31 protein-coding genes and 2 tRNA genes are annotated in these 25767 nt (G+C 39.8%); 26 read left to right on the top strand and 7 right to left on the bottom strand.

What is annotated here, in order from left to right:
* The 3 genes from WC955_05145 to WC955_05135 form a co-directional block, all read left to right on the top strand.
* Positions 1–521, top strand: a 521-nt coding sequence (locus WC955_05145) for a hypothetical protein (GenBank protein ID MFA5858432.1), incomplete at its 5' end; no start/stop codon positions are given.
* Positions 522–601: 80 nt separating this feature from the next.
* Positions 602–973 (top strand): hypothetical protein, encoded by a 372-nt coding sequence (locus tag WC955_05140; GenBank protein ID MFA5858431.1) that lies wholly within the window; start codon positions 602–604, stop codon positions 971–973.
* Positions 970–1266, top strand: coding sequence for a DUF3768 domain-containing protein (locus WC955_05135; protein ID MFA5858430.1), 297 nt, complete (start codon positions 970–972; stop codon positions 1264–1266). The genes WC955_05140 and WC955_05135 overlap by 4 nt, the downstream gene beginning before the upstream one ends.
* A gap of 69 nt (positions 1267–1335) precedes the next feature.
* On the opposite strand, the gene WC955_05130 is transcribed toward WC955_05135, so the two are convergent.
* The gene (locus WC955_05130) at positions 1336–1620 is read right to left on the bottom strand and encodes a hypothetical protein (protein MFA5858429.1); all 285 of its coding nucleotides are present in this window, start codon (positions 1618–1620) and stop codon (positions 1336–1338) included.
* Between the two features lie 139 nt (positions 1621–1759).
* On the opposite strand from WC955_05130, the gene WC955_05125 reads away from it, so the two are divergent.
* Together WC955_05125 and WC955_05120 are read left to right on the top strand one after the other, a co-directional pair.
* A complete protein-coding gene (locus tag WC955_05125) occupies positions 1760–2032 on the top strand; it encodes a DUF4372 domain-containing protein (protein MFA5858428.1) in 273 nt (90 codons plus the stop codon).
* Positions 2033–2258: 226 nt separating this feature from the next.
* Positions 2259–2924 (top strand): IS4 family transposase, encoded by a 666-nt coding sequence (locus tag WC955_05120; protein MFA5858427.1) that lies wholly within the window; start codon positions 2259–2261, stop codon positions 2922–2924.
* A 735-nt stretch (positions 2925–3659) separates the two neighbouring features.
* Here WC955_05120 and WC955_05115 read toward each other — a convergent pair.
* The 6 genes from WC955_05115 to WC955_05090 form a co-directional block, all read right to left on the bottom strand.
* Positions 3660–3827, bottom strand: coding sequence for a hypothetical protein (locus WC955_05115; protein ID MFA5858426.1), 168 nt, complete (start codon positions 3825–3827; stop codon positions 3660–3662).
* 226 nt (positions 3828–4053) lie between these two features.
* A complete protein-coding gene (locus tag WC955_05110; GenBank protein MFA5858425.1) occupies positions 4054–4896 on the bottom strand; it encodes an AAA family ATPase in 843 nt (280 codons plus the stop codon).
* A 1-nt stretch (position 4897) separates the two neighbouring features.
* A complete protein-coding gene (locus WC955_05105; GenBank protein ID MFA5858424.1) occupies positions 4898–5149 on the bottom strand; it encodes a hypothetical protein in 252 nt (83 codons plus the stop codon).
* Positions 5146–5484, bottom strand: coding sequence for a hypothetical protein (locus tag WC955_05100; GenBank protein MFA5858423.1), 339 nt, complete (start codon positions 5482–5484; stop codon positions 5146–5148). The genes WC955_05105 and WC955_05100 overlap by 4 nt, the downstream gene beginning before the upstream one ends.
* Positions 5468–5716, bottom strand: coding sequence for a hypothetical protein (locus tag WC955_05095; GenBank protein MFA5858422.1), 249 nt, complete (start codon positions 5714–5716; stop codon positions 5468–5470). Before WC955_05095 ends, WC955_05100 begins: the two co-directional genes overlap by 17 nt.
* Positions 5717–5740: 24 nt before the next feature.
* Positions 5741–6100 carry a DUF6876 family protein gene (locus tag WC955_05090; protein ID MFA5858421.1) on the bottom strand — a complete coding sequence of 120 codons (360 nt, stop codon included), beginning with the start codon at positions 6098–6100 and terminating at the stop codon, positions 5741–5743.
* A gap of 534 nt (positions 6101–6634) precedes the next feature.
* On the opposite strand from WC955_05090, the gene WC955_05085 reads away from it, so the two are divergent.
* The 21 genes from WC955_05085 to carB all read left to right on the top strand — a co-directional run bounded on the left by WC955_05085 (position 6635) and on the right by carB (position 25764).
* Positions 6635–7618: a hypothetical protein gene (locus tag WC955_05085; GenBank protein MFA5858420.1), complete on the top strand. Its 984-nt coding sequence runs from the start codon at positions 6635–6637 to the stop codon at positions 7616–7618.
* A gap of 141 nt (positions 7619–7759) precedes the next feature.
* Positions 7760–8344, top strand: a complete 585-nt coding sequence (locus WC955_05080; protein ID MFA5858419.1) for a hypothetical protein — start codon at positions 7760–7762, stop codon at positions 8342–8344.
* Positions 8345–8692: 348 nt separating this feature from the next.
* Positions 8693–9007, top strand: a complete 315-nt coding sequence (locus tag WC955_05075) for a hypothetical protein (protein MFA5858418.1) — start codon at positions 8693–8695, stop codon at positions 9005–9007.
* A gap of 53 nt (positions 9008–9060) precedes the next feature.
* Positions 9061–10083, top strand: coding sequence for a ParB/RepB/Spo0J family partition protein (locus WC955_05070; protein ID MFA5858417.1), 1023 nt, complete (start codon positions 9061–9063; stop codon positions 10081–10083).
* Positions 10080–10262 (top strand): hypothetical protein, encoded by a 183-nt coding sequence (locus WC955_05065; protein ID MFA5858416.1) that lies wholly within the window; start codon positions 10080–10082, stop codon positions 10260–10262. The genes WC955_05070 and WC955_05065 overlap by 4 nt, the downstream gene beginning before the upstream one ends.
* 2 nt (positions 10263–10264) lie before the next feature.
* Entirely contained in the window at positions 10265–10681 is a 417-nt protein-coding gene (locus WC955_05060; GenBank protein ID MFA5858415.1) for a hypothetical protein, read from the top strand.
* Between the two features lie 3 nt (positions 10682–10684).
* The gene (locus WC955_05055; GenBank protein ID MFA5858414.1) at positions 10685–11632 is read left to right on the top strand and encodes a hypothetical protein; all 948 of its coding nucleotides are present in this window, start codon (positions 10685–10687) and stop codon (positions 11630–11632) included.
* Positions 11625–12737 (top strand): hypothetical protein, encoded by a 1113-nt coding sequence (locus WC955_05050; GenBank protein MFA5858413.1) that lies wholly within the window; start codon positions 11625–11627, stop codon positions 12735–12737. Before WC955_05055 ends, WC955_05050 begins: the two co-directional genes overlap by 8 nt.
* 12 nt (positions 12738–12749) lie before the next feature.
* A complete protein-coding gene (grpE, locus tag WC955_05045) occupies positions 12750–13454 on the top strand; it encodes a nucleotide exchange factor GrpE (protein ID MFA5858412.1) in 705 nt (234 codons plus the stop codon).
* Complete coding sequence (locus WC955_05040; GenBank protein MFA5858411.1) at positions 13420–15036, top strand: Hsp70 family protein; 1617 nt, start codon at positions 13420–13422, stop codon at positions 15034–15036. Before grpE ends, WC955_05040 begins: the two co-directional genes overlap by 35 nt.
* Before the next feature lie 83 nt (positions 15037–15119).
* Complete coding sequence (locus tag WC955_05035; protein MFA5858410.1) at positions 15120–15680, top strand: vWA domain-containing protein; 561 nt, start codon at positions 15120–15122, stop codon at positions 15678–15680.
* 13 nt (positions 15681–15693) lie between these two features.
* A complete protein-coding gene (locus WC955_05030; protein MFA5858409.1) occupies positions 15694–16545 on the top strand; it encodes a hypothetical protein in 852 nt (283 codons plus the stop codon).
* A 7-nt stretch (positions 16546–16552) separates the two neighbouring features.
* Positions 16553–16999: a hypothetical protein gene (locus tag WC955_05025; protein MFA5858408.1), complete on the top strand. Its 447-nt coding sequence runs from the start codon at positions 16553–16555 to the stop codon at positions 16997–16999.
* A 44-nt stretch (positions 17000–17043) separates the two neighbouring features.
* Positions 17044–17964, top strand: coding sequence for a hypothetical protein (locus WC955_05020; GenBank protein ID MFA5858407.1), 921 nt, complete (start codon positions 17044–17046; stop codon positions 17962–17964).
* A gap of 1 nt (position 17965) precedes the next feature.
* Positions 17966–18160, top strand: a complete 195-nt coding sequence (locus WC955_05015) for a helix-turn-helix domain-containing protein (protein MFA5858406.1) — start codon at positions 17966–17968, stop codon at positions 18158–18160.
* A 67-nt stretch (positions 18161–18227) separates the two neighbouring features.
* On the top strand, positions 18228–19340 hold the full coding sequence (locus WC955_05010; GenBank protein ID MFA5858405.1) for a site-specific integrase: 1113 nt from the start codon (positions 18228–18230) through the stop codon (positions 19338–19340).
* Between the two features lie 6 nt (positions 19341–19346).
* Positions 19347–19419 (top strand) — tRNA-Val (locus tag WC955_05005).
* Positions 19420–19480: 61 nt separating this feature from the next.
* Positions 19481–19559: transfer RNA gene (locus WC955_05000), tRNA-Asp, on the top strand.
* A gap of 21 nt (positions 19560–19580) precedes the next feature.
* Positions 19581–21251: a tetratricopeptide repeat protein gene (locus tag WC955_04995; protein ID MFA5858404.1), complete on the top strand. Its 1671-nt coding sequence runs from the start codon at positions 19581–19583 to the stop codon at positions 21249–21251.
* 142 nt (positions 21252–21393) lie between these two features.
* On the top strand, positions 21394–22491 hold the full coding sequence (carA, locus tag WC955_04990; protein ID MFA5858403.1) for a glutamine-hydrolyzing carbamoyl-phosphate synthase small subunit: 1098 nt from the start codon (positions 21394–21396) through the stop codon (positions 22489–22491).
* 3 nt (positions 22492–22494) lie between these two features.
* A complete protein-coding gene (gene carB / locus WC955_04985) occupies positions 22495–25764 on the top strand; it encodes a carbamoyl-phosphate synthase large subunit (GenBank protein ID MFA5858402.1) in 3270 nt (1089 codons plus the stop codon).
* The last annotated feature ends 3 nt before the right edge of the window (positions 25765–25767 follow it).

The following is a 25767-nucleotide window of genomic DNA, read 5'->3' as shown; positions in this document are numbered from 1 at the left end:
CTGAATCACTGAATTACACGGATCCCAAATATCCTGCGGTAATTTTATATTGCAACGGTAACAATGAAAAGAAGCTGGATATTTATACGGATGGCGATTCGCAACAGAGCAAATATTATGCCAATTTGCCTTATGTAATTGAGGGCGCTGATGAAGTGTTTGGGCTCTCGATAAATCCGGAGTATATGCTTGATGCATTGAAACTCATCAATAGCGACAAGGTTAAGTTAAAGTTTGTAGATAGTATACAACCGGTAGTGCTTGAAGGGGATAATGCAAGTGAGGGGCTATTTGTGATAATGCCAATTAGAAGGGACGATTCGATTGTGCCATATTCGGAATTCTGTGAACAAGAAAAACAAAAAGTAGTTGCAACTCCCATCAACGAAACAGTGCAGGATGAAACAACTCCCGAATCAACGAACATTGCCGATCCCCTACCAGAACCCGTTCCTGTTTCAGTTCCTGTTGAAGAGAAACAGGGCGAAGATTCTGAAATTCAAGTTGAGATAACAGTATAAAATACGGAAGCGGAAACGAACCAATAGTAAACGGGGTTTGATAACTCAAGCCCCGTTTTTATTATTTCAGGAGGTAATGTATGTGTGAAAATAATTTTGTAGCTATGACAAAATGCATAGGCTGCGGGGGCGGTGCAATTCTTTTAGACAGGAGGCTAAAAAACTCTTTTGATAAAATGGAATATCCTGTCATTTGTGACAAGTGCGGCGGAAATAACCTTCCTCTGAATACTGACATGCCGGCGGATAAAATGGCGTTGGCTAAATGCAGGGAATGCGGAAAATTTGCAGCTGTTTTGGAAGTAGGAATCGTGAAGATAAAAGACAAGGAAGGCAATGTTCAAGAAAAAACAATTAAGCCCGGCACAATCTATGCCGGTATTTGTTCGAAATGTTTAGGCGATGACAATAATGTGGTCGTAAATCTTAATAAGAAAGGAGCTAAAGTATGAATATAGCTGAAAGAAACGATTTGTTGCGTGCCAGTATCCCATGTATATCCAAACCCAACGCATTATTGTTGACCCGCGGGATATATGACAAGTTCAACGACGACGATGTCGCGAAAATAATGGCAAAAGTGAAAACGTTTAATAATTTTACGACAGACAATGACCCTTGGAAAGAACACGACTTTGGATCATTTGAACACAACGGTGTCAAAATATTTTGGAAGATCGATGACTACGCGGGTGCAGAGGGTCTTCAACTTGTTTTAACAATCCTCCTCGCGGAAGAATATTAAGTGCGTGTTTCAAACTAAAAAAGACATGGGCGGTGTCTATAAAACCGCCCTTTTTTAGCAGAATATTTCTCAAACTTTACTGAAACTGATGCTATCTTGATTCTCAACATTTTCTTTAACTGTTTCCGGTTTTAGTGTCAAATATTCAAATGCTTTTTCTAATGCCAATATTGCTTTGGGGATATCGTTCAAACCCAAAGAATTCGTGCCAGCCCATTCTTTATCATTCTTCTTGTATCTTACTTGTATCATCACTTTCGGCGCATTAATTGTTTGGCCGTTTCTGACAACTTGGTTAGAAAACACACTTGCCTGTACTGCTCCTACCTTAACAATTTTTTCAGGACCTACCATAAGTATTCACCTCCGTTTTAGCGGTATACCTATTAGATATATCCATTCACACCTGTCCGCTAAAAAATTAAAAACTAATCCCCCAATAGTGTAAAATTGTGTTGACCAAAACATAACTTACCTATGGAGGACTAGTAAAATGCATTGTAACACAATTTTGCATCAATTGCAAAGCGTAGTGCCTCGACATCAATTTGAGAAACTGGAAACCAGCCGTAAAAACAACCGCTACGTCAAGCATTTTACCTGCTGGCACCAGTTTACTGCCATGCTCTACGCCCAAGCCAGCGGGAAAGACAGCTTGCGCGATCTAGAAACCGCGTTGAGTACACAATATCCCAAACTCTACCACTTAGGCCTTAAACCCGTAAAACGGTCCACCCTGGCGGACGCCAATTCCAACCGGAATTAGCGCCTGGTGGAAAATATGTTCTATGCCATACTCGCTCGCTGTAAAGATATAACTTCTAAACGTAAATTCAAGTTTAAGAACCCGTTATATATTTTAGATGCCACTGTAATTGATTTGTGCTTAGCCACTTTTTCCTGGGCTAAGTTCCGTACCACTAAAGGCGCCATTAAATTACATTGCCGCTTACAACATAACGGACAAATCCCGGAATTCTTAGTGGTAACTGATGCTAAACAACACGAAATTACTGTGGCTCGCTCTTGTTTTGACATTACGCCGGACAGCATCTACATGTATGGACAAAGCCTACATCGATTTCCAGTGGTTGTATTCGATAACCCAGCGCCAGGCCTTCTTTGTGACCCGGGCTAAGGACCACCTCATTTACACCATTACCGGACAGCAGGCGGTTATTAATAAAAATGTCAGCTCGGACACTACTATTACTTTAAACGGATTTTACCAAAAACAGGATTATCCCCAAACCTTGCGGCTAATTTGGTACATTGATCCGGAAACCGGTAAATCTCTCACTTTTTTGACTAACAATTTTAAGCTGGCGGCTTTTACGATTGCTCAAATATACAAAGCCAGGTGGCAGATTGAAGTGTTTTTCAAGTGGCTCAAACAAAACCTTAAAATTAAAACGTTCTTCGGTACTTCAAAAAACGCGGTACTTACCCAAATTTGGACTGCTATGTGTTATTACCTGCTTCTCACTTACATCAAATACCAGTCTAAGTACAAATATTCGTTGTTTTACCTTCACAAAATGATACGTACCACTCTTATGGAACGCATTAATCTGATTGATTTACTCAACTTAAATGATAAAATGTTAACTAAGGTCAAAAACACTGATCAACAGCTGCTTTTGAACCTAAAGTTTTAGCGGACAGCTGTGATATCAGTTAGTATATAAATGTTACGGTTTTACCCATTTCCATTTCCATTTCCACGTCTCATTCCCCCCATCCCCCTATAGAAACCAATCAATCAAATCAACCACATCAACCAACCAAATCAAACCAATAAACCAAGTCAACCAACTCAACCAAGAAAACCACATCAACCAACCAAATCAAACCAATAAACCAAGTCAACCAACTCAACCAAGAAAACCACATCAACCAACCAATTCAACCCAAACAACCATATCAACCAAATCAGCCAACTCAACCAATCAATTCAACCAAATCAACCCAATCAACCAACCACATCAATCAAACAAATATCCTCAACATTCCGTCGTCGTGTCCCGTGCCAATATAAAATATACGCATAGTGCACGGGACCCCGTCCGTCGTCGCACGTCCGTGCCCCAAAACAAAAAAAATAAAGGCGGCAGCCTTTAGTATACCCATAACGGGCACGCATAATTGTCATTCTTAAAACATGTCGGAGGGTACCCATTTATGGGTTTCGCTTCATCAGAACGAAAGCCTTAAATAGGGGGGAGACAATCCTGAATGACAATAAATAACCACAGTCCTCTACAATTTCAACCTCGATATCACAGAGCGGTAACCTCGTGATATCAGAGCGGAGAAATTGCGAGCTGACTGTGGCAATATACTCTACTCCTCATACAAAATTAACACGATATAACTTTATAAATCTATCGTTATTAATTCTTGATACAAAAATCAGCTAAAACAAAACGCCCAACGTTAGCATTAGCCATAGCCTCGCCCCTGCGGGGGCTCGGCATTATAGCCCCACTCCGCTCGCAGGACACACCCTTGCGGGCAGTCTCATTTGACCGGTATGCAAATGGACAGTCTTGTCGTCTCATTCGCATCCGGCCTCATGGACGACAAGATGTGTCGCTGAGGTCGTGGGGGACATCACTTTCCACTCTGGCTGCTGGAAGTCATTTCATTCCGTTCTCAGCATCCGAGGGCAAGTATATAACTCACTAAAACCCAACAAACCTTTAGATATAAAAAAAGTCGAAGAAAAAACTAGAAAAAGACTGTTACCACTAAAACAGAGTTCTATATTCTTTCCCGCTTCAAAACTCAACCGCTGCAAACTTTAAACCAGAGTGCATCCGTCATGTTTATAAATACGTTCCCTGGATTCTCCGCGTTTCGCAGCTCGAAATCTACCCTTAAATGATTACTGAATTGCCCGGACTTATTCAATATTACGTAACTGCTGCCGTAATCAAACAAAGTGCTTGAACCCCTTATCATGCCCGGACTATACTTTTCAGTGCCATTCGATTTCTTATGATGATGTATAATCACCAAAGCAATCCCGAACTCACGCGTCAGCTTGTCGAATTCGTTCAGCAAAAGTTTTATTTCCTTAGACGAATTTTCATCAAGTGTCAGGAAAAACTTATACATCGGGTCAAAAACAACAACATCCGGCTTTATTTGTGCGATGTACTTTTTCAGCTCCATGATATCTGCATGCATGTCTAACTTGAAATTACAGGTCATACAGTAAAGCCTATTTTCCGGAATCTTCAGGCCTTTGCTCATCCGCTTCAACCTTTTCTGCAAATGGAATTCGCTTATCTCCTGCTGTAGGAACAAAACCTTTTTCGGACCAGGTATTCTAAACCCTAAAAAATCTTTTCCCATAGCCAGCGATAAAGCCAGATTCAATGCAAAAGTCGATTTTCCGATCTTAGCAGACCCCGTAATAAACGTAGTCCCTTTCGGTGTTATCAAACCATCGCCCCAGAAACTTCCCTCCTCTTGTATTTCTTTAGCCAAGAAATTGTTTATCTCAACAGGCCCGACCGATGCTTCAGTATATCGCACTGTTTGCAGCGCTTGAAAATATCGCTTGATATCCTCAAAAGCCCATTCAGTCGGACCGTTCAGATCTTTCAAAATATTGTCTACCATTTTATAACAGCTCACCTCCTTGAGCCAGGATTTCAGCGCAGGTTTTTTGAAAAAAGTCAAAAACATCAAACATACCCGCCCCCTTTTTTAGTTTTGCAATCAAAATACTGCACTCTCTTTTCGTAAGATGCTGTATTCTTTTCATGGAATACTCATAACTTAATCCTGCGTCAAAACAAAGTTTCGCACAATACGAAACCTGTATAACCGTAGGCGTTTCAATTACTCCATCCCGCGTTTTATTTATATTCATTTTATGTCCTCCTGGCATTCTTGCCAAACTTCTTTGCTGATGTCCGCAAACTTTTCACTGTCGCTGTATAAGTCGCTGCTGTCATAGTCACCGATTAAAACAATCCTGTCCCCGGCCCACCTGCCCAACCATTTATATTTATCGCTGTCAACGTCTCCGCCGCCGCCTTCGTCGGACTTCCTTAAAAGCCAAACAAGGCAGTCTTTAAATCCTCCGTCACTTCCGTATATCTCAAGGAACTTTGCACCAAAGAAATCGGTTTCTTTCAGCTTCAAATTCCAAGTTATAACTTGCTCTTTCTTGTCTAAATTAACCAGCTTAAAATACTGTCCCATCTTCCTCACCTCCGTATTTTGAAAAGCAGTCTTCGCACCAGGCGTGATACTCATCAGGCATGAAGACCACTTTTTTGTCGGGCTCGTTTTCCGGCTGAGTTATTTCGGCGTTACAGCTGTCGCAAACGACTTCCGTAAACTCCGCTATAAGCTCACCATCCAGCATGATGTACCCTTTCCCATCAGGCCGGGTTTTTGTTATAAATTCTTTCAATGTATATTTGTTTTTCATTTTTTTTGTTTACCTCATTTTGTTTTAGTTTTCTGTTGTAAGCAAAAGTATCCCGTCTATACAGTAACACTCAAAATTTTTGAGTGGAAAATCTGTATATTCGAGTTTCTGCTTAACTATGATCGGCGTGTGTGTGTCTTCTTTGCATATGACCTCAGCGGTTTTGTCATCATTGACTTTTATTGTCCACAGCTGAAAAGGGATATTTTTAAGTTTATACTGATAGCTCCCAATTAAGTCTATAAGCCAATGCGCGCCAGTCTTTTCCGCCAGGTACTGAATCCCGTCAGTAAATATCAAACCGGTAAAATTCCTGAAATAATGTTCAGTACCCGTAAAGGTTTTAAGTTCATCTTCAAGTTTTTGTTTTTCATTTGTATCCATTTTTTGTTTACCTCGTTTGAGTCTGACTTTTTGCCGACCCTACCTACATAGGGTCATAATAAATATAAAAGTCAGACAAGCGAAGGCACGGCTCGATAGAGAAAAAGATTAAATGTCCGCAGGCGCGAGCGTAGCATCGCGTCCCGGAATTGTAGGCAAACCGCTAATGCGCGGGCAAACTGCAATGTAGGGAACTTTTATTCTTTTTAGTGCCTGAGCTAAACGGAATCATACTTAAGAATAGGTACGAGAATAACGCCTAATCTTTTTTAATTTTATGTTTATTATGTAAACATGTTCTTGCTCACCTTGTGAATAATTTTTCATCTCGTCGGTAATTGTCGCGTACTTTGATTTAACAAATAACTGCTTGACAAAACTATACTTCTTGGCTATTAATATGAACAGGAATGAATATTTGGATAGTTATACCGTCTACACCAAAGGGTAATGGCCGGATAATTAAGTGGAAATGGATAATGGTTTCCGTTTAGTTATTCGGCTATTTTAGTTTTGGGAAAAAGGAAGTAATTTATGGGTAGAAAAGTGAAGGAGATTTTCCGTTCAAAGAAAACCCGACTGCTTAAAAAAAGTTATAAGCTTGTTGATATCGGAAAACTAGGATACAGGCTCCTTGAAACAGATGAATTAAATGCGGATTATGTTATGTCTAGTTATAATCAAAATAAATATTGTCCTTGGTGCGGCAATCGGGACAATTACAGAGGGAATCATCAAGTTATTCACCCTAAACACTTTTGCACTATTATGAATTCTGATAAATATGCGGCTATTTACTACAGTTCATTTTGCATAAAAAGTGACAAGAAACCATTCATTATTGAAGAAGAGCAACACCTTATATCTCCTGAACATTGTTCAGTTTGTAATTGTAAAGAGTTAGATAAAAAATACATGCAATGTAACAATGAGGCTGGAGTTGTGTTAGTTTGGGTTTGTAAAAATTGTAAGGCGCATAATGTTGAATGTGATGGTAAATTCATACACACACCTTCTATAGGTAACTTGCCAGAATCTATAAGAAGTGATGAAGAAGCTTTGGAATACATTAAGAAAAATACATACAGTTTATACATTAAACCATTCTTACGCGGACTTGAAGATATTTCTTTTAATAGATATATAAACTTATTACCTTATATTATGTTCATAAATTATAAAAAACATAATGACTTCTCAGAAGCAGAAAAGATTTATAATATTATTATAAATGATGAAGCAAAACCTTTGACTAAAAAGACGGTATTAGCTTGTGCGAGTATAGAGGTTTATAATTCTCTAGTTCAAAAATATATCAATATGATTCAACAATATATGAATAAAAATATATTACCAGAAGAATTCGATATATTTAAATCCTTTTTAGCTGCTTTTATGCCACTCAACTTAGAAACAATTAGATACAAATTCGCTATATATTTTGATGAAATTATTCAAGAATTGGATCTACTCCATGACAGAAGTGCAATGGACTTTTATCATCTTTTTGATCATTAACTGACAAAATATTTCGCTTACACTACATAACGTGCTTATGTAGTAATGGGCTGTGTAGTTTTAGTTTCCCATGATGACGGGGCTAACTCTATCCAGCCCATTTTTTTTCGGGTAGTGTAAGCACATAAAAAGCGGATTGTTATGATTGTAGAACAAAACAGTATTCAGTATCAAATAAGCAAAGAAGTGGAGCCGCGAACAGATCACTCGCAGGATATCGCAATTATCAACAAAAAATTGGATCTAATTATTGCATTAATCTCCAGTTCAAAGAACCCCAGCGTAAGTATTCCTATTGTTAATCGTAAGTATATAGTTATCAGTAACATATTGCCAAAGAATATTATGGAATATTCTGAACTTTATCGTTTTCGTGTGGCAAACTTGTCCAAAGTTGACTTATGGATCGAAAACGATATCCCGTGCTCCAAAGTAATTGAATCAGAATTTCACCACGGTGAAATAAAACTTGGAAAAACATTAAGAAGTTATCTGGTGGATATAGTTGAAAACCATACTACCGGAGTCTCAATAGATAGTTTGAGTACAAAGTACAACGTTTATAGAAATACAGTTTCTTCAGGTATTACCCGATTAAGAATGAAACTTGGGATTAGAAATAAGAATCGGTATTGGTATATTGTCACGCACGAAACAAAAAATCAAAATGTCAAATATTTTGTCAAATCCGGAATCAGATTTTGTTTGATAAAACAAAATATTTAGCGTTAGTAAACTGCAACGGATGGATTATGCAATCCGTTGCAGTCGGAATAGTCAATTATGTGATTATGATGTTAAGTAGACAGGAGAAAAATAAGGAGTAAGTATGAAACAAAAAAATGACATCGATTCAATAATAAAAAGAAATAGAAAGATTTACGACGCAATAATGAAGAATGCGTATATTGATCCGGAGTTTGCCAGGTCGTTTGAGGATTTTAGTTGTTCAAAATGTTTTTTTTGTGAACGTTGCTATTTAGAATTCGGTTTGGCTTTTGATTATTTTAACACAGGCTTCGATTGCCTTTTAGAGAAATAATCATCACTGTAAAAGAAGGGAGGTGATAAGTAATGAAAAAAGTAGTTAAAAACAGTGGTCCGGTGAATTTCAGTCGGATATGGGTTTTACGGGCAGACAAGTCTGCCCGTGATATCCAGGAACTGGTAAAACAGTTGGAGGCCAGTATACTGACCGGGCACCCCGGTGCGAACATTGTCTATACCGACAGATGGGTTCTGTTAGGTAAATCGAATTTCAACATGGGGTTACGGCATTTTCGAAGGTTTCAAGGCCGGTTTATTCAAATCCGCGGAGTAGCGGGAACGTCAGACATTACTGCGGTGATGCAAACAATCAAGAGTTGGGATAAGAGTGTAACGTGTTGAACCTAGGGAAATAGAACGAGTTCAACAACTGAAACAAAAGGAGATTTAGTCTGATGAAGAACAAAAAAAATGTGAATAGAAAACCGACAAAAGCAAATGTAATAAAAGTAAACAAAACCGTCTTAAAAGAAACAAAGATTACCTCGGTAGTTGATATCATGGTTGAAATGGTTCCACTTAAAGATATTGTACCGAGCAAAAATAACCCCAGAACCGATTTGCGTAGTGATGATAATGTAAAAGAAATAAAGCTTCTTGAAGAATCTGTTAAACAAAACAAGTGTATAGAAGTCCCAATCATCGTATTTCGCAGAAAAGACGGGAAGTTTGAAATAATTGACGGTGAAAGAAGATGGCGTGCATTAACTGAAGCTGGAATAACAGAAATACCGAAATCGATGTTAGATATCAGGGAAGATTTATCTCGTGTTGAGATAGCAATCTTACAAGCAAAGTTGGATGCGCAACGTAAAAATTGGGACATACTTGATAGAGCCAGATTATATAAATCATTACTAGAACAAACAGATTTTAACCAGAGAAAATTATCAATAGTTGTCGGGGTTGTCGAAACATATATGTCTGAAATGATAAGTGTGGCATCAATAAATCCAGAAGCGATTCAAATACTTCACTACGGTGAAGTACCTAGTCGCGCATACCGTGAATTTGCACGGTTGAAAAACAAAGCCCGCGAGCTTGAACTAGCGAATGAAATAATTAAAAATAAACTTAATACAACAGAGAGTGTAGCTGCACTAGTAACAAGTTGGAATAGAGATGAGAAGCTAAGAAAACACAAAAAAGAACAGGAACAATCTTCCGATACTACAACATCGGCAATATCCGAGCAGATGCAAGCTGAAGCAGCAGTCATCGAAAAAAACACATTCATAGTAGTAGAGATGTATAAAGTAAAAATACATGCTACTACAGATGTTATAAAAAAGATCCTGAAGAAATTGAACCAATATAAGGTAGCTGGGTCACTGGATATTGAAAAGATGCCAGACCCCGTTGTGGAAAGTCCCGCGGTTGAAAATGAACAAAAAGAAGGAGCACCGGATAACAGATGAGAAAAGAAGGCAACATCCTAAAAACCGTGAAGCAGGTTATAGATATCGTCTCACTGTTTATGATGTCAATAGCAGCTCTAATAGTCAGCGCGTTCTTCGTGTATTTCGTATGGAATGTCGTTGTAAATCTTAAGGATCTCGCAGACCGGACAATTTTCAGCGGATCATGGTGGAGGTAAATATGACCAAAGACCAGTTAGACCTAATCATCCAAAAACTTGGTTTGCAATCACTCTCGGTGGAAAGCGAAGTAGTTATCATTGAGGATGCCGAGCCCGGAGATAATTTAACCTACGAAAATATTGTTATCACCGGGCGTGACCCCAAACTTGGCCTTGTGACCAAACGGATAACCGTGAAGAAGAGATTCGCCGACGGCATGGTGGCTGAATCTCAAGACAAGACCGGATACTGTATTGTTCACGGCCCAATAATCCTTCAATCGATGACAATTTGCCCGAAATGTCATCAGTACTACTGTATCAGCTGCGTCGCCAAATCATTCAACGGGACCAATTATTGCGAAGATTGTTGCGCCGAACTGAAAGCCGCGGATTTTAAAGATAAACTGTTGAAACTTTTAAGGCTGAGGAAATAGTATATGAATAACTCAGGTAAGAATAATAAGTATCAGCAACAACCGTCAACTCCGGTTAACAACACGCTGGACTTACTTGCTAGGATAAGCAGGGTAGGTTACAATGAAGTATCCGGCGATGTGTTATTGGGTTATATCCTTACCGGAAACGAACAGCATAAGAAGATACTTGAAGCGGAAGTACAGATGGCTGAAGTTAAGTATGCAATGGAACCCCATCCTTTAAAAAGCTCAGCGCCTACCGATGCAGATTTTAGTGGGGATTTGGTATACGGCAAAGTTGATTGGACGAACGCCGAAGCACGTATTAATATAAATCAAATTGCAAATTCGCCAATGGTTGTTTTGGGCCCATCAAATGGTGGAAAAACAAGCTTTACTTTTGTTCATGTTGAGAATCTTCGAAAACACAGGGATAAAATATCACCAATAATCATAGAATCAAAAAAAAATTACCGCAATTTGGCAAAATATCTTGATTTATGGGTACTGAAATTAAGTGAACTGCGTATCAATTTACTAGAGCCCGCCCCCGGCATGCCGGTAATCCCGCATGTTATTAAGCTGATTGAGATAATGTCGACGATATACTGGTTTAATCTTTCTGAACCATACTTATTCCACGTGATTCAGAGTTTGTTGTCTGATTACGGGGTACTTAAGGGCGGGACAATTTACCCGTGTATATATGACGTTATTGAAGCTATTCAACAAAATCAGTATCAATTTTCCAGTGCTAAAGAAGATTATAGAAAAACAATACTCTCAGTTTTATTTAAATTAGCATATTCAATGGAAAATGTATATAGATGCAGTCAAAGCATGCCAATAAAAGAAATTCTAGATAACGGTGTAATTATAGAAACCCAAGAAATCCCAGTACATTCAGTAAGGTTTATTTTAGCATACTTAGTTTCTTTCGACCAAGAACTTAGGGGGGGCAATGGCTAAGGTTTCTTATTATATTTTAGACGACTCACAATTATTATTTCCTGAAGGACCAATCGATTCACTTTCTGAAAAATTATTGACCGGCAGGGAAAAGGGTATAAACTTTTGCATCATATTGCATCTATTATCCCATCTATCAAACAAGACTATAGGTTCGAATACTACAATAAAAATAATTGCTGGTGGGTTAGAAGATTCTAATGATATACGTGAAATATCAAATTCTATGGGTTTAACTCCCGAAGAATGCCTAGAAATTAAAAGGATGAAAGGTCCTAGCCATCTATTAATTAGATTTCCGTGGATGAAATGCTTCATGGCGCAATTTGAAAATTCAAGAGCGAAATATCCCAAACTTGAAGAAACTGAAAGACTTCAATACATGAATCCGGTATTTACGAAACTAAAATGGAAACCACAAGTAACTATTGACGATATAAAACAAGCGGTTAGTGAAAACAAAACGCAAAATACAACCAATGATGCTAACGTAAATACAACTACCCAAAAGTGTGTATTACCTTTACAGGAAGAAATGTTGTTACGCGACTGTATGCTGCCGGAGCATATGTTCCATACAAAAGAAGAACGGTTTAAACGGTATGACATTACGTCCGGCAGTAAAAAAGCTGCAATCTCAGAAAAACTTACCGTCACTTATCCATTCATCCTTGAACATCCTGTTTCAGGGTATGGAACATTATGGGAAGCCAAGGATGAGGCATATGTTCACTTAAATCTACCCAAAAAAGCGATTCCCGGCCGGGGTGGGTTTGTCAGCAAATTTATGGCACAACAAATTTGCAAAAAAATAAACCTTAACCCCAAAGAAAGCATTGAACTTAAACTTGGAGACAAATTAATAGACGTTGCATACAGGAACAATGACGGAAAACTGATCGGCTACGAGATACAAACATCCGAAAAACACGCTGAAACCAACGCGATAAAAGATTTGTTACAGTCAAATTCTTTGGATGTACTTGAGTTTGTCTGCGAAACTAAATCAATCTTGGCCGCAATCAAACGTAAGATCGAGAATTGCCCGCAACTGCGGGATGTAAAACACAAAATAAGTTATTCAGTATTTTGCAAATATTTTTAGGAGGGTTAGGAAATGTACATGTATTTGATGTTAGTAGTATTAGCGTCTGAACTTGTGTTAATCGGCTTGTATTTGTCAGATCAGTTGAACCACTTGAAAAATGCGGTGTCTCTAATTCCTGTTGGTTCTCAAAGTCCTGCAACAACCGGACAAGAGGCAATGTTACAAAACAGCGAACAACTGGGGCTAATCAAAAACTTATTGGCGAAAAGCGATGAACAAAATTCGTTGATAAAAGTTATTGCAGAAATACTTCAAGATGCGTATAAGAACGAGATCGTAGAAGGCGTCAGCAATAAACTTATTGGCCATAGAGAGTCCTTTGTCGACAGAAAGATACTGTCAAACATCATCGCAGATCTAATCCTGCTAAATGACCGTCTTGAAGCAAGTATCAAAGACGCCAATCTGCTATTTAGCAAGGCTACTGATACGCAAGACACTAATCTTGAATGGTTAATCTTTAAAATCGATAGTTACTCGAAGGAAGTTCAAAACATTCTTTATCAGAATGACGTAGAGGAGCTAACATCGGAGAGTAAATACAACCCCGCAATCCACAAAGTAATTCAGGTTAAAAATACTATACACATAAACGAAGAAAAGGAGGTGGTAGTTGTAAGGAAAGGTTATAAGATGAAAGAAAAATTGTTGAGGCCAGCGGAAGTGTTAGTAAAGAAATATGTCGAAAATGGAGGACAAAACAATGAAAAGTAAGAGTGGCAGTACATTTTGTGGTACAGATTTGGGAACCACCAACAGCTTGATCGGCATCATTGACGATGACGGTAAAGTCAGAGTTCTGAAAAACGCTGAAGGCGAATACTTGACACCTTCGGTAGTACTATTTCGCGACGGCAAGGTTCCGGTAATAGGCCGTCCGGCAAAAAATGAAGCGTTACTGCACCCCCAGCATGTTATCCCGCGAGTAAAGCGCAGCATGGGGAATGATTTGACTATCTACAAAGACGATAGTGGAAAGGAATACCGTCCGGAAGAGATTTCTGCGATGATTCTCAAGAAACTGAAACAAGACGCAGAAACGCAACTTCAAGTCCAGGTTAAAGATGTTGTGATATCAGTGCCCCACTATTTCACAGAAGCTGAACGTAGGGCAACAAAAGCTGCCGGTGAGATTGCGGGATTTGATGTCATGTCTTTGATAAGCGAACCGGTGGCAGCATTATTGTCTTACGGAATTGACAAAGAATCCGACCAAACGGTACTAGTCTTTGACTTTGGCGGTGGAACGTTGGATGTCACACTGGCCCGCATCGAAAACGGTGTTATTTCAGTCATTGGCTGCGGGGGAGACAAATTCCTCGGAGGGGAAGATATCGACGGAATTTTGTGTCAACATGTGGTGAACAACTTCAAAAAGAATCACGGGGTAGATTTGGATCCAGTAAAAGACAATGCGGAAATCCAGGCATTAAGAGATAGGGCTACCAGGATAAAAGAATCACTGTCAGTCAAACCGCACAATTTGTTTATCTATGAGGCTAAGGGCAAACAGTTTTCGCAGGACATGACCCGAGATGAATTTAACGAATTGTGCAGCCCGATCTTTGAAAAAGCAAAAGCTGTCGTTGAGCGTTTAATGGCAGAGCAAGGGATGGATTACAAGGCGGTGGACAAAATAATTCCGGTGGGCGGGTCTTCCAGGATACCAAAAATCCATGAGATGCTAAGAAACATGTTTGGGAAGGAACCTGTGAAACATGAATCAGTGGACCCGGACAAAGCGATAGTAATCGGCGCTACAATCAAAGCCGCGATTGATATCGGTAAGTCAACGGGAAAAGTACAAACCGCCAGCGGGAAATATCTGCCGTCACCAGATATAAAATTTGAGGACATTGTTACACATAGTTTGGGTGTTGCCGCATTTGAGGGTAAAGACAACTTCGAGAAAAACTGTGTGATTATCCCCAAATGTACGGGCTTGCCTGTTACGTTAAAACAATGTTTTAGGTTGGTAGACGCAAAACAAACCGCCGCGATGATTCGTGTGCTTGAAGGCGATGATAACGTTGCTGCAGATAAATGCCAGGAACTGTTAAAAGTCGAAATGAACGGACTGCCTCAGGAGAGTGTCCCAACTGCGCGTATTGAAGTTACATTTGAATACAGCCAGTCCGGCATTCTGAAATGTATCGCCCGCGATTTAGTTAGCGGGAAAACTACACCCGGTGAGATCTCTCATACTAGTGGGTTGAGCAAAAAAGAGATTGACGAAAAACGCAAGGAGTTGGAACAGAAGTTAAAGAAAATGGAAGAAGGTGAAACAGCATGTTGAAAAGGTATTCACAGGAGATCAGTGTTTTTCGGAAAGAATCAGGGGACGGCCTTAGGGTAGGAAGACACGAGAGAACAGCTCTGGTGATTGACTGCTCGGGGTCAATGGCATACAGGGATTGGAAAGGGCAAAGGATAAAGGCTGCAAAAAACGCAGCGATTGAGTTTGTCGATAAGAAACTTGAGATTGACAAAAATGATGAGATAGGCCTTGTGTGGTTCAGTTCCAAAGCAGCGATTGAAGTCCCATTACTCACTGTCGGAGATAATTATAGGACGATAGTCGATGGGATCAACAGGCTATCCCCGACATTTTCAACAAACATGGTTGCGGGTCTTGAGATGGCAGGAAGTGTGTTGGGATTACCATGGGGAACACTCTACGGCGATGAACGAATTATACTCCTGAGTGATGGTGCGCATACGGATTCCGGTAATCCCGTAACCCATGCAAATATGCTTAAACAGCTTGGAGTGATAATCGATTGTATTGGTATAGGCACAAAGACTGGGGTAGATGAAAAGACATTAAAGGCAATTGCTTCGGTAGTAAACGGCAAAGTTAGGTACAGATGGATAGGGGATGAAGAAACCCTAGTGAAACACTTCGCAGAACTCAGCAACAAGCTAATTCTCGATAGATGAGAGGACTCTGAAAATGACTTTGTCTGAAGCGAAAAAGGTTCTGAAGCTGCAAGAACCGTTAAATATTGGGAAGATAAACCAGGCATATAACAGTAAGATGTTAGAATGGCGGGTAAGATTGAGTAATGCCTTTTCTCAGAGTGAGATAGAGGCAGCTCAAGCGCAACTAACAGACCTGAAGAATGCTAGGGATGTATTGTTGAATATGATGAACTCGTCTCCAAGTGCCAGTAAAACCGCACCACGCCCGACGAGTTCACCACGTCCACGATACGCCGCTCAGCCGAGTTACAGCACAAATCCGCTGTTTACGTTTGCCACAATGTTATATGCCTGGTTTCAAAAGATAATGGTGTTGATGTTCAGAGTGGGAGCTGTACTAAGGAGTTTGATAAATATCGTGATAATCATTTGTCAATCTCTCCGTGACTTGTTCTTAAAGCTAAAACAAGTGCCATATCTTGACGATATTATCAAGGTAGGCCTTAGTGTTATTATATGCACGTTTTTCCTTAACATGGTATTTAACGCGCATAAATATGTAAATAACAAAACAAAAGTAGAAAAGAATATACCAGTAGCCCAGAATGTTGTAGTGCCTCCGAGACACTCATTTCTAATGATTGACACGTATCCCAAGTGTTCGGTATATATTGACGGTGTGTTTAATGAAAATGAAGATGAAGCGCCATTTATTAAAGGTCAGAAGAAAAGTATTGAGTGCGGGAAGCATGTGTTAAGGTTAGTACCGACTTCATATCCATACGTTGAAACCGAGATGGTATTTGAACCAGGAGACTACTATATAACAATAAATTTTGAGGAAACCAATGAAATTAATATCCAACATGTTAACACGCAATAATAGCGGTATGAATAAAATATTTATCCCGGTGCTGATACTACTTGGCACTACTGGCTGTGCGACTGACTATGTCAACTTAAAAAATGAACTGAGCCCCGTTCCTGCTCAAATATACACAGCACCGCCGCCGACATATTATGCACCAAAGAAAGTGAGATATGTCCTCAAGCAGGAAAGAGTCATGGAGGGTATTAACTACTACAAACATTTTAATTACAGTACGTGTGTCAACTATTTCAATGATTTAACAAACAGGTATTCCCTGTACATAACCCGGGAACAAATGGAAACTATCAACCTGTATATATCGGCATCATACTACCTACTCGGAGAATTTGAACAATCGAAAATATATTGGCAAAGAATGCTGGATACTAATCCCGGTTTTACTGCTGACCTGAATATATTTCCTCGAGGAATGGTAAATTATCTTAACAGAAATTACCGGAGGTAACGATGATATCGCAAGATACAATAACACAATTCAGGAAGTTATTTGTGAACCGTACAGACGATATGTTCCCATACCAAAAGTCTGATGGGACATGGGGGATTCAACGTTCAAAACTGGGAGATGACATCATTGCAAAACATCTGGAACATAAGATTACTATCGGATTGTATTCGTCAGTAACCAGCACAACCAAGTGGCTGTGTATTGATATCGATACACTGGAAATGAATGTTCTAACTCAAACTATCAATAAGCTGAAATCTCTAGGTTTGCCTGTGAATCTTGAATTCAGCGGTAGTAAGGGTTACCATTTTTGGATATTTTTTACCGAAATTCAACCGAATCATTTGGCCCGTAAATTGGGAAAACTTATTACTGTTAACCACGAAGTATTTCCCAAACAGGACACCACAAGTACTGAATATCCTGGAAATTTAGTGAAGGCTCCGCTTGGGATACATCAAGTGTCCAAACGCGAATGTGTATTCGTTGATGAACAATTGCAGCCCTATCCTGACCAACTAGCCTTGCTACATAAAATGCAAAAAGTTGACTTGGTCCAAACTCTATCAAGATTGAATGTAAACTCAGATCAGTATGCCAAAAAAAACAGCGTATACAAAAACAACAAGAGCTCTCAACTGCGTCCATGTGTTCTCGAAGTTCTGCGGAATGGTACAAAATGTGGGCAACGTAATATTGTTGCCCATATTGTTGCCTGTGAATTCCGTAACTATGGTTATTCCCGGGAGAAGACCCTGGGTATACTTCTGGCATGGAACTGGCAAAACGAGAGTGAGCTTACGATTAGTGAAATAAACAATATATTATATGGTGTATATAATAACCATTATATATATTCTTGTCAGGGGAAAATCAGCCAGTATCTGGACTGTTCTAAGAATCAATGCCAGTATTACACACAAAATTATTCTAGAAGTAAAAAACATAATCTTAAGGAATAGTATGGAACAAAAGTTGCTGAGTATCACAGAAGTCTCAGAATACTTGGGTTTGAGCAAAAATACAATCTATTCCTGGATATGGCAACGCAAGATTCCTTATGTCAAGTGTGGCCGGTTGGTGAAGTTTGACAAGAAAGATATCGATCAGTGGATAGAACGACACAAAATCGATATTTTAAAATATGAGAAAGATTGATTTTGACTTATAAGAGGCAATTATGTATATTAACACAGAGCTAGGGACGGCGGGGAAGGCATAATTTATGCTAATGCAGAACCGCTGTCAAAAACGTAAAGTCTCTGGCATGTATGAAAAGAATGGTAATTGGTATTTGGATTACTATGTGTATGGCCGACGAAAAAGAGAAAAAATTGGTACAGACAAGAAGTTGGCCGAAACGGTACTTAAGAAACGCAGAGTAGAGGTTGCGGAAAATAAGTTCTTAGATATAAAGAAGAAGTTGAGGACAAAGTTGGCTGAGATCATTAAGACGTACTTAAACGAATATTCTAAAAACAATAAAAGGTCGTTTTTTAGAGACGTCGTTTGTGCTAAACATGTTATTGAATATTTTGGAAATAAGTATGTTTGCGATATAGGGTCTTTGGATGTTGAAAAATATAAAGCCTTTAGGAAAGATGTTGTCAAACCGGCAACAGTGAATAAAGAGTTGTCGTTCATCAAAAGTATATTCAGCAAGGCGATTGAGTGGAAACTTGCTGATGAAAATCCCGCAGCAAAGGTAAAGAAATTATTTTGTGATGATAGAAGGATTAGGTTCCTCTCAGCTGAAGAAATCAAAAAACTACTGAGCGTATCTGAAGGATATTTGAGGGATATAATTGTTACGGCGATAAATACTGGCATGCGTCGTGGTGAGATCTTCCAGTTGCAGTGGGATAATGTAGATATGGTAAACAAAACAATACATATACCATCTTCATTAGCGAAGAATAAGGTTTCCCGGAAAATATCAATGAATAGCGCTATGTTGAAGGTTTTGTCTAATATAAAGAAGCATCCGACAAGCCCATATGTTTTTTGTAAAAGTGACGGAAGTCCGTTCAGAGACGTGAAGAAAGCGTTTCATACAGTTATGAAGAAAGCGAATATCAAAGATTTTAGGTTCCATGACCTGAGGCATACGTTTTGTTCTCAGCTTGTATTGCATGGAGTAGATATATATACAGTGAGGGAACTAGTGGGGCATAAGTCAATAGAAATGACTATGAGGTATAGTCATCTGGCGCCGGATCATAAAAGCCAGGCGCTGGAAACACTGAGTGCTCTAACGGACGCTTTTTGGACACTTGGCAAAAATAGCCCTGAAATATCGGGAGCGAAACAAGAAGCGTTTGTCGTCGGGAAAGGATAGTATTTCGGGCGGCTAGCTCAGTTGGGAGAGCGTTGCCCTTACAAGGCAAAGGTCATCGGTTCAAGCCCGGTGCCACCCAGGTTTGTTTTTTGAGATAAGTATTGTATAATGTTCCGACAACTTCTAGTATGTTAGTGAACGGGGTCGTAGTGTAGCCTGGTCTAACACGTCAGCCTGTCAAGCTGAAGATCGCGAGTTCAAATCTCGTCGACCCCGCCAAAATTGATGATATTGTATAAAATGAAACTATCGGCAACAACAAAGTCAGTTCTTCCATACATATTATTAACCATGTTATCCCTAGCCGTATACCTTCGTACCGTATTTTTTAATTACGTGTATTTCGATGACAACTTTCTAATTATAGACAACATAAGGTTTCTCCAGAATATAAATAATGTATTCACAGCGTTTAAACAGGATGTTTTCCGTTTATTGCATGGTAATGATATATATTACCGCCCTTTATTGACTGTATCATTTATCCTTGACGCGCAATTTTCGGGAGTGAATCCATGGGGGTATCATCTAAGTAATATAGTGATTCATCTGCTAAACTGTTTTTTGCTCTATAAACTGTTGCAAAAAATGTCATATCCTGAACCATCATCATTTTTTGTGTCCGCAATTTTTGCGGTTCTCCCAGTACTGACACAGGCAATTGCATGGATTCCCGGGCGGAATGATTCTTTAGTAACATTATTTATCCTGATTTCTCTGGTTAGTTACCTTAATTTTCTTGAAAAAAGAAGTGTAAGGAGCGCGGTGATAGCTGTGTTAGGATTTGCAGGTGCGATGTTTACAAAAGAAACGGCAGTACTGGTACTATTTTTGTACTTCGCATACTGGTGGATAAAACGCAGGGAAGACGGAACTACAGAAAATTGGGGAATAATAACTGCCTTAACTGCAGGGATCGCAGTTACGGCCTTATGGTATATTCTACGTGGGATGGCGTTGGAAGAGCCTATCAAGTTAAGTATATTTGATTTGATACTGGGTATGGTTATTAATTCGCCAGCAGTTATACAGTTTCTTGGAAAAATATTATTGCCGTTCAACTTATCCCCTCTGGCGTTAATGCAGGACACATCGTTTGTATACGGTATTATTTCCGTAATAATATGTGTGGTACTAGTGATATTAACCTCAAAGAAGCGGTGGTACTACCTGGTATTCGGTATTTTATGGCTAATACTTTTTATGATTCCATCCTTTGCGCGGCCTGATAAAAAGTATGGGGTTGAATTATATGAGCACAGAATGTATTTCCCGGTTATCGGGTTCCTCATTTTTTTGTTGGAAACAAGGGTTGGGGAAGAGATTAAAAATAATGGGAGTATAGTTAACATTATAAAAGTTGTAGTGATAACATTGCTGAGTTTAGTTACTTTCACATATTCATCTGTGTTTAGTGACAAACTACCGTTTTGGCAGGCAGCGGTAAAAGGTTCGCCTGCGTCGCCGTTGGCACACAGGAATCTCGGGGTGATGTATTACTTTGGTAATGATTTTGATAAAGCGGAATTTCATTATAGAAAAGCGTTGGAGTTAAACCCTTACGAACCTATGGCACATAATAATCTTGGGTTGATATACTCCAATAAAAATATGTTAAGTGAAGCTGAACAGGAGTTTAACAATGAATTGAGGATCAACCCGTCCTACGACATTGCTCATTTCAACCTTGGTTTGTTATACTACCGGTCTAACCGTTTTGACCTAGCGGAAAAGTTTTGGAAGGATACACTCAAACTCAATCCTGACTACGCAGAGGCGCATTACGACCTTGCGGTAATGTATTGCCAGGCAAACCGGTACGATTATGCACGGTTTCATCTGACAAAAGCACAGGAGTGCGGGTATACACAGATATCGCCGCAACTTGTGAAGTTGCTTGCTTGTAACTAATGGTAATATATAGCAGTAGATGTGCGGAAGTAGTAATATAATGGAATCTTTTTTACTTGCCAAGCAGTACGTTTTTGTGTATCATTATTACAATTTGTAGCAACTAGTATGGATAAATTTAGAAAGCGGTTATATTAACTCCATGAAAGCTGTGATACTGCTCGAAGACGGAACAATACTTACCGGTGAAAGTTTTGGCGCTAAAGGAGAAACTACCGGCGAGGTTGTGTTCAATACCAGTATGTCAGGTTACCAGGAAATCCTTACCGACCCGTCATATAAAGGACAGATTGTTATGATGACATACCCGCTTATAGGAAACTACGGGGTTAATACTGAAGACGTGGAATCTAATAAAGTGTATGTCGAAGGGTTTGTGGTGAAAGAACTTAGCCGCGTGATGAGTAACTGGCGTTCAAAAATGTCACTCGAAGAGTATCTCGAAAAAAATAAGATTATCGCGATTGAAGGTATTGATACGCGGATGATCACCCGCCGTATCCGCACAAAAGGCGCGTTAAAAGGTATTATCTCCACAATTGATGACGATCCTAAGAGTTTAGAGAAAAAACTTGAATCCGCTCCTGGCTTGGTAGGGCGTGATATGGTTAAAGAAGTTAGTATCAAGAAAACGTATAAGTGGAATACAGACGGAAAATATCATGTAGTAGTTTTTGACTGCGGAGTGAAGCATAATATTCTAAGAAAACTTCAGGAGTCAGGATGCAGGGTTACCGTAGTACCGGTCCTAGCCACAGCGGAAGAAGTTTTTGAATTAAAACCTGATGGCGTTGTTTTATCCAACGGGCCGGGTGATCCTGAAGGATTACCCTATCTTGCACGTCAGGTGTCAGTGATGATAGAAAAAAACCGTAAGGGAGAGATGTACCTTCCGATATTCGGTATTTGCCTTGGGCATCAGATGCTGGGGTTGGGATTCAAGGGTAAGACGTATAAACTTAAGTTCGGCCATCACGGGGGTAATCATCCTGTTAAGGATTTAGTGACCAATAAAGTGTGTATTACATCGCAAAACCATGGTTTTTGTGTGGATATAAAATCAATCCCGGATAAAGATGTTATGTTGACGCATTTAAATCTTTACGATAAAACTAATGAAGGGATGAAGCATACCAAACTACCTATATTTTCTGTGCAGTACCATCCCGAAGCATCCCCGGGCCCGCATGATTCCGCGTACCTGTTTAAGCAGTTTATAGATTTAATGGAGAAAAAATAATATATGCCGAGACGTACTGATATTAAAAAAATATTGTTGATTGGTTCCGGTCCGATTGTCATTAGCCAGGCGTGTGAGTTCGATTATTCAGGTACACAAGCGTGTAAAGCGTTGAAGTCTGAAGGATACGAAGTTGTGCTGGTTAACTCAAACCCGGCAACTATTATGACTGACCCTGAGATAGCTGACCGCACATATATTGAACCGTTAACCCCGGAGATCCTGGAAAAAATAATTGAACGTGAACGCCCGAATGCGTTATTACCAACTCTTGGTGGTCAGACTGCTCTTAACCTCGCGGTAACTTTGCATGACCGCGGGATACTTGAAAAGTATGCGGTTGAAATGATTGGCGCTAATGCGAATGCAATTAAGAAAGCGGAAGACCGTGACTTGTTCAAACAAGCAATGGAGCGGATAGGGTTGGATGTTCCCCGCAGCGGGCAGGCGTATAATATGGATGACGCGCGGAATGTGGTTAAATCTATAGGATTCCCGATAATCATACGGCCGAGTTTTACCTTAGGCGGTACCGGTGGCGGGGTGGCGTATAATATTGAAGAATTTGAGCGATTAGCGTCGTCAGGGCTTGAGTTGAGTATGATCCACGAGATTATGCTGGAAGAATCTCTGATCGGGTGGAAAGAGTTTGAACTCGAAGTAATGCGTGATCTGAAAGATAATGTGGTTATTATATGTTCCATAGAAAACCTTGACCCTATGGGAGTGCATACAGGGGATAGTATAACAGTTGCTCCGGTACAAACTTTAACTGACCGCGAGTACCAGTATATGCGTGACGCATCAATAAAAGTTATACGCGAAATCGGGGTGGAAACCGGTGGGTCTAATATACAGTTCGCGGTAAATCAGGATAACGGCAGGATGGTTATCATAGAAATGAACCCGCGGGTATCACGGAGTTCAGCTTTGGCATCAAAAGCTACGGGGTTCCCGATAGCTAAAATCGCGGCTAAACTGGCAGTAGGATATACACTTGATGAAATACCTAATGATATTACAAGAGAAACCCCGGCAAGTTTTGAACCTACCATTGATTATTGCGTAGTAAAAATCCCGAGGTTTACGTTTGAAAAATTCCCGGCTGCGGATCCCGTGCTTACCACCTCAATGAAATCTGTCGGGGAGACAATGTCAATCGGGAGGACTTTTAAGGAAGCGTTACAAAAAGGGTTGAGGTCTTTGGAAGTTGGGCGGTCAGGGTTGGGGAGTGATGGGAAAGATAAGATTACTGATGAAATGTGTAAGTCACCGGATGATCAGTTATTATCTAAAATCCGTGAGAACCTTATGACACCTAACGCGGACCGTATTTTTTATCTGCGTTACGCTTTTCTCTGCGGGATAACTACTGACGAGATTTATGATATCACAAAGATTGACCGCTGGTTTCTTGATAATATAAAAGAAATAATTGAGTTTGAAAATAAGCTAAAAAAATTTAAGTTTGATACTCTTACTCCTGAAATTATAAGAAACGCTAAGGAGTTAGGGTTTAGTGACCGCCAGTTAGCGTATATATTTAAAGTATCGGAAAAAGATATACGTAAGTTAAGGATTGAAAAAGGTGTGGAGAGCGTGTTCAAACTAGTGGATACCTGTGCTGCTGAATTTGAAGCTTATACGCCATACTACTATTCTACCTATGATAATGAAGATGAAACACGGAAGTCGAAGAAAGAAAAAATTATGATCCTCGGTGGCGGGCCTAACCGCATTGGGCAGGGGATTGAGTTTGATTATTGCTGTGTCCACGCAGCATTTGCATTGAAAGAAGATGGGTATGAAACAATTATGGTTAACAGTAACCCTGAAACTGTTTCAACGGATTATGATACTTCGGATAAATTATATTTTGAACCTTTGACTTTGGAAGATGTACTGAATATTGTGGATAAAGAAAAACCTAAAGGCGTGATTGTGCAGTTTGGCGGGCAAACACCGTTGAACCTCGCAGTACCCCTGCAGAAAGCCGGGGTTAATATTTTAGGTACTTCAAGTGATAGTATTGACCGTGCGGAGGACCGGCGGAGGTTCGATGAGTTACTGACAAAACTTGACCTAAAACGCGCACCGGGGAATACTGCAATGTCAGTAGAGGAAGCTAAGAGTATTGCCGCGGCAATCGGTTACCCCGTACTTGTCCGCCCGTCGTATGTCTTAGGCGGCCGTGCGATGGAAATTGTTTATGATGAAGAAGCGTTAGCAAAATATATGGCACGCGCAGTATCCGCATCTTCTGAACATCCGGTCTTGGTAGATAAGTTTTTGGAGGATGCGATTGAAGTTGATGTTGACGCTATTGCTGATGGTACAAAATGTATTATCTGTGGAGTGATGGAGCATATAGAGGAAGCCGGGATACATTCCGGTGACAGTGCATGCGCAATACCACCGTATTCGTTAAGTAAAAAAATTGTTGAAAAAATTAAGGAAAGTACGTATGGCCTGGCAAAAGAACTTAATGTAATCGGATTAATGAATATTCAGTACGCTGTAAAAGATAATGAGGTTTATATACTTGAGGTCAACCCCCGCGCGTCACGTACTATACCGTTTGTTAGTAAAGCTACCGGCGTAGCATGGGCTAAACTTGCAGCAAAAATTATGACCGGTAAAACATTGGTACAACTTGGGATTACTAAAGAAGTTGAGATAAAACATACTGCTGTTAAAGAAGCTGTGTTTCCGTTTAACCGTTTCCCGGGGGTAGATCCTATTCTTAGCCCGGAGATGAAATCTACGGGTGAAGTTATGGGGATAGATACAGATTTTGGTAAAGCTTATACTAAAGCCGAACTTGGTGCGGGGACTGAACTCCCAACCGAAGGTAAGGTTTTTATTTCAGTAAAAGAACGTGACCGCAAAACTGCTTTGCGGATAGCACAAAAACTTGTTAAACTCGGGTTTACAATAGTTGCGACAAAAGGGACTGCAGATTATCTCAAAGAAAACGGTATAGAGGTAACACCGGTATTCAAAGTACACGAAGGCGCAAGGCCGAATACCGTGGATTTAATCAAAAACCGTGAAGTAAAACTATTGATTAACACCCCGACGATTGGGAAAGGGTTGGTTAAGTATGACCAGATCTCTATCCGCAGTGTTGCGGTACAGCAAAATTTGCCGTATATCACCACAATGTCAGGCGCTCTTGCTGCAATTAATGGTATTGAATCGCTTACTAAAGGCAAGATTACAATAAAATCAATCCAGGAGTATCACAAAGAAATTAAGGAACAAAATAGTTAACTT

Source organism: Elusimicrobiota bacterium, assembly GCA_041658405.1.
In the GTDB taxonomy this organism is placed as follows: domain Bacteria; phylum Elusimicrobiota; class UBA5214; order JBBAAG01; family JBBAAG01; genus JBBAAG01.
This window is presented reverse-complemented; position numbering and strand designations above follow the sequence as displayed.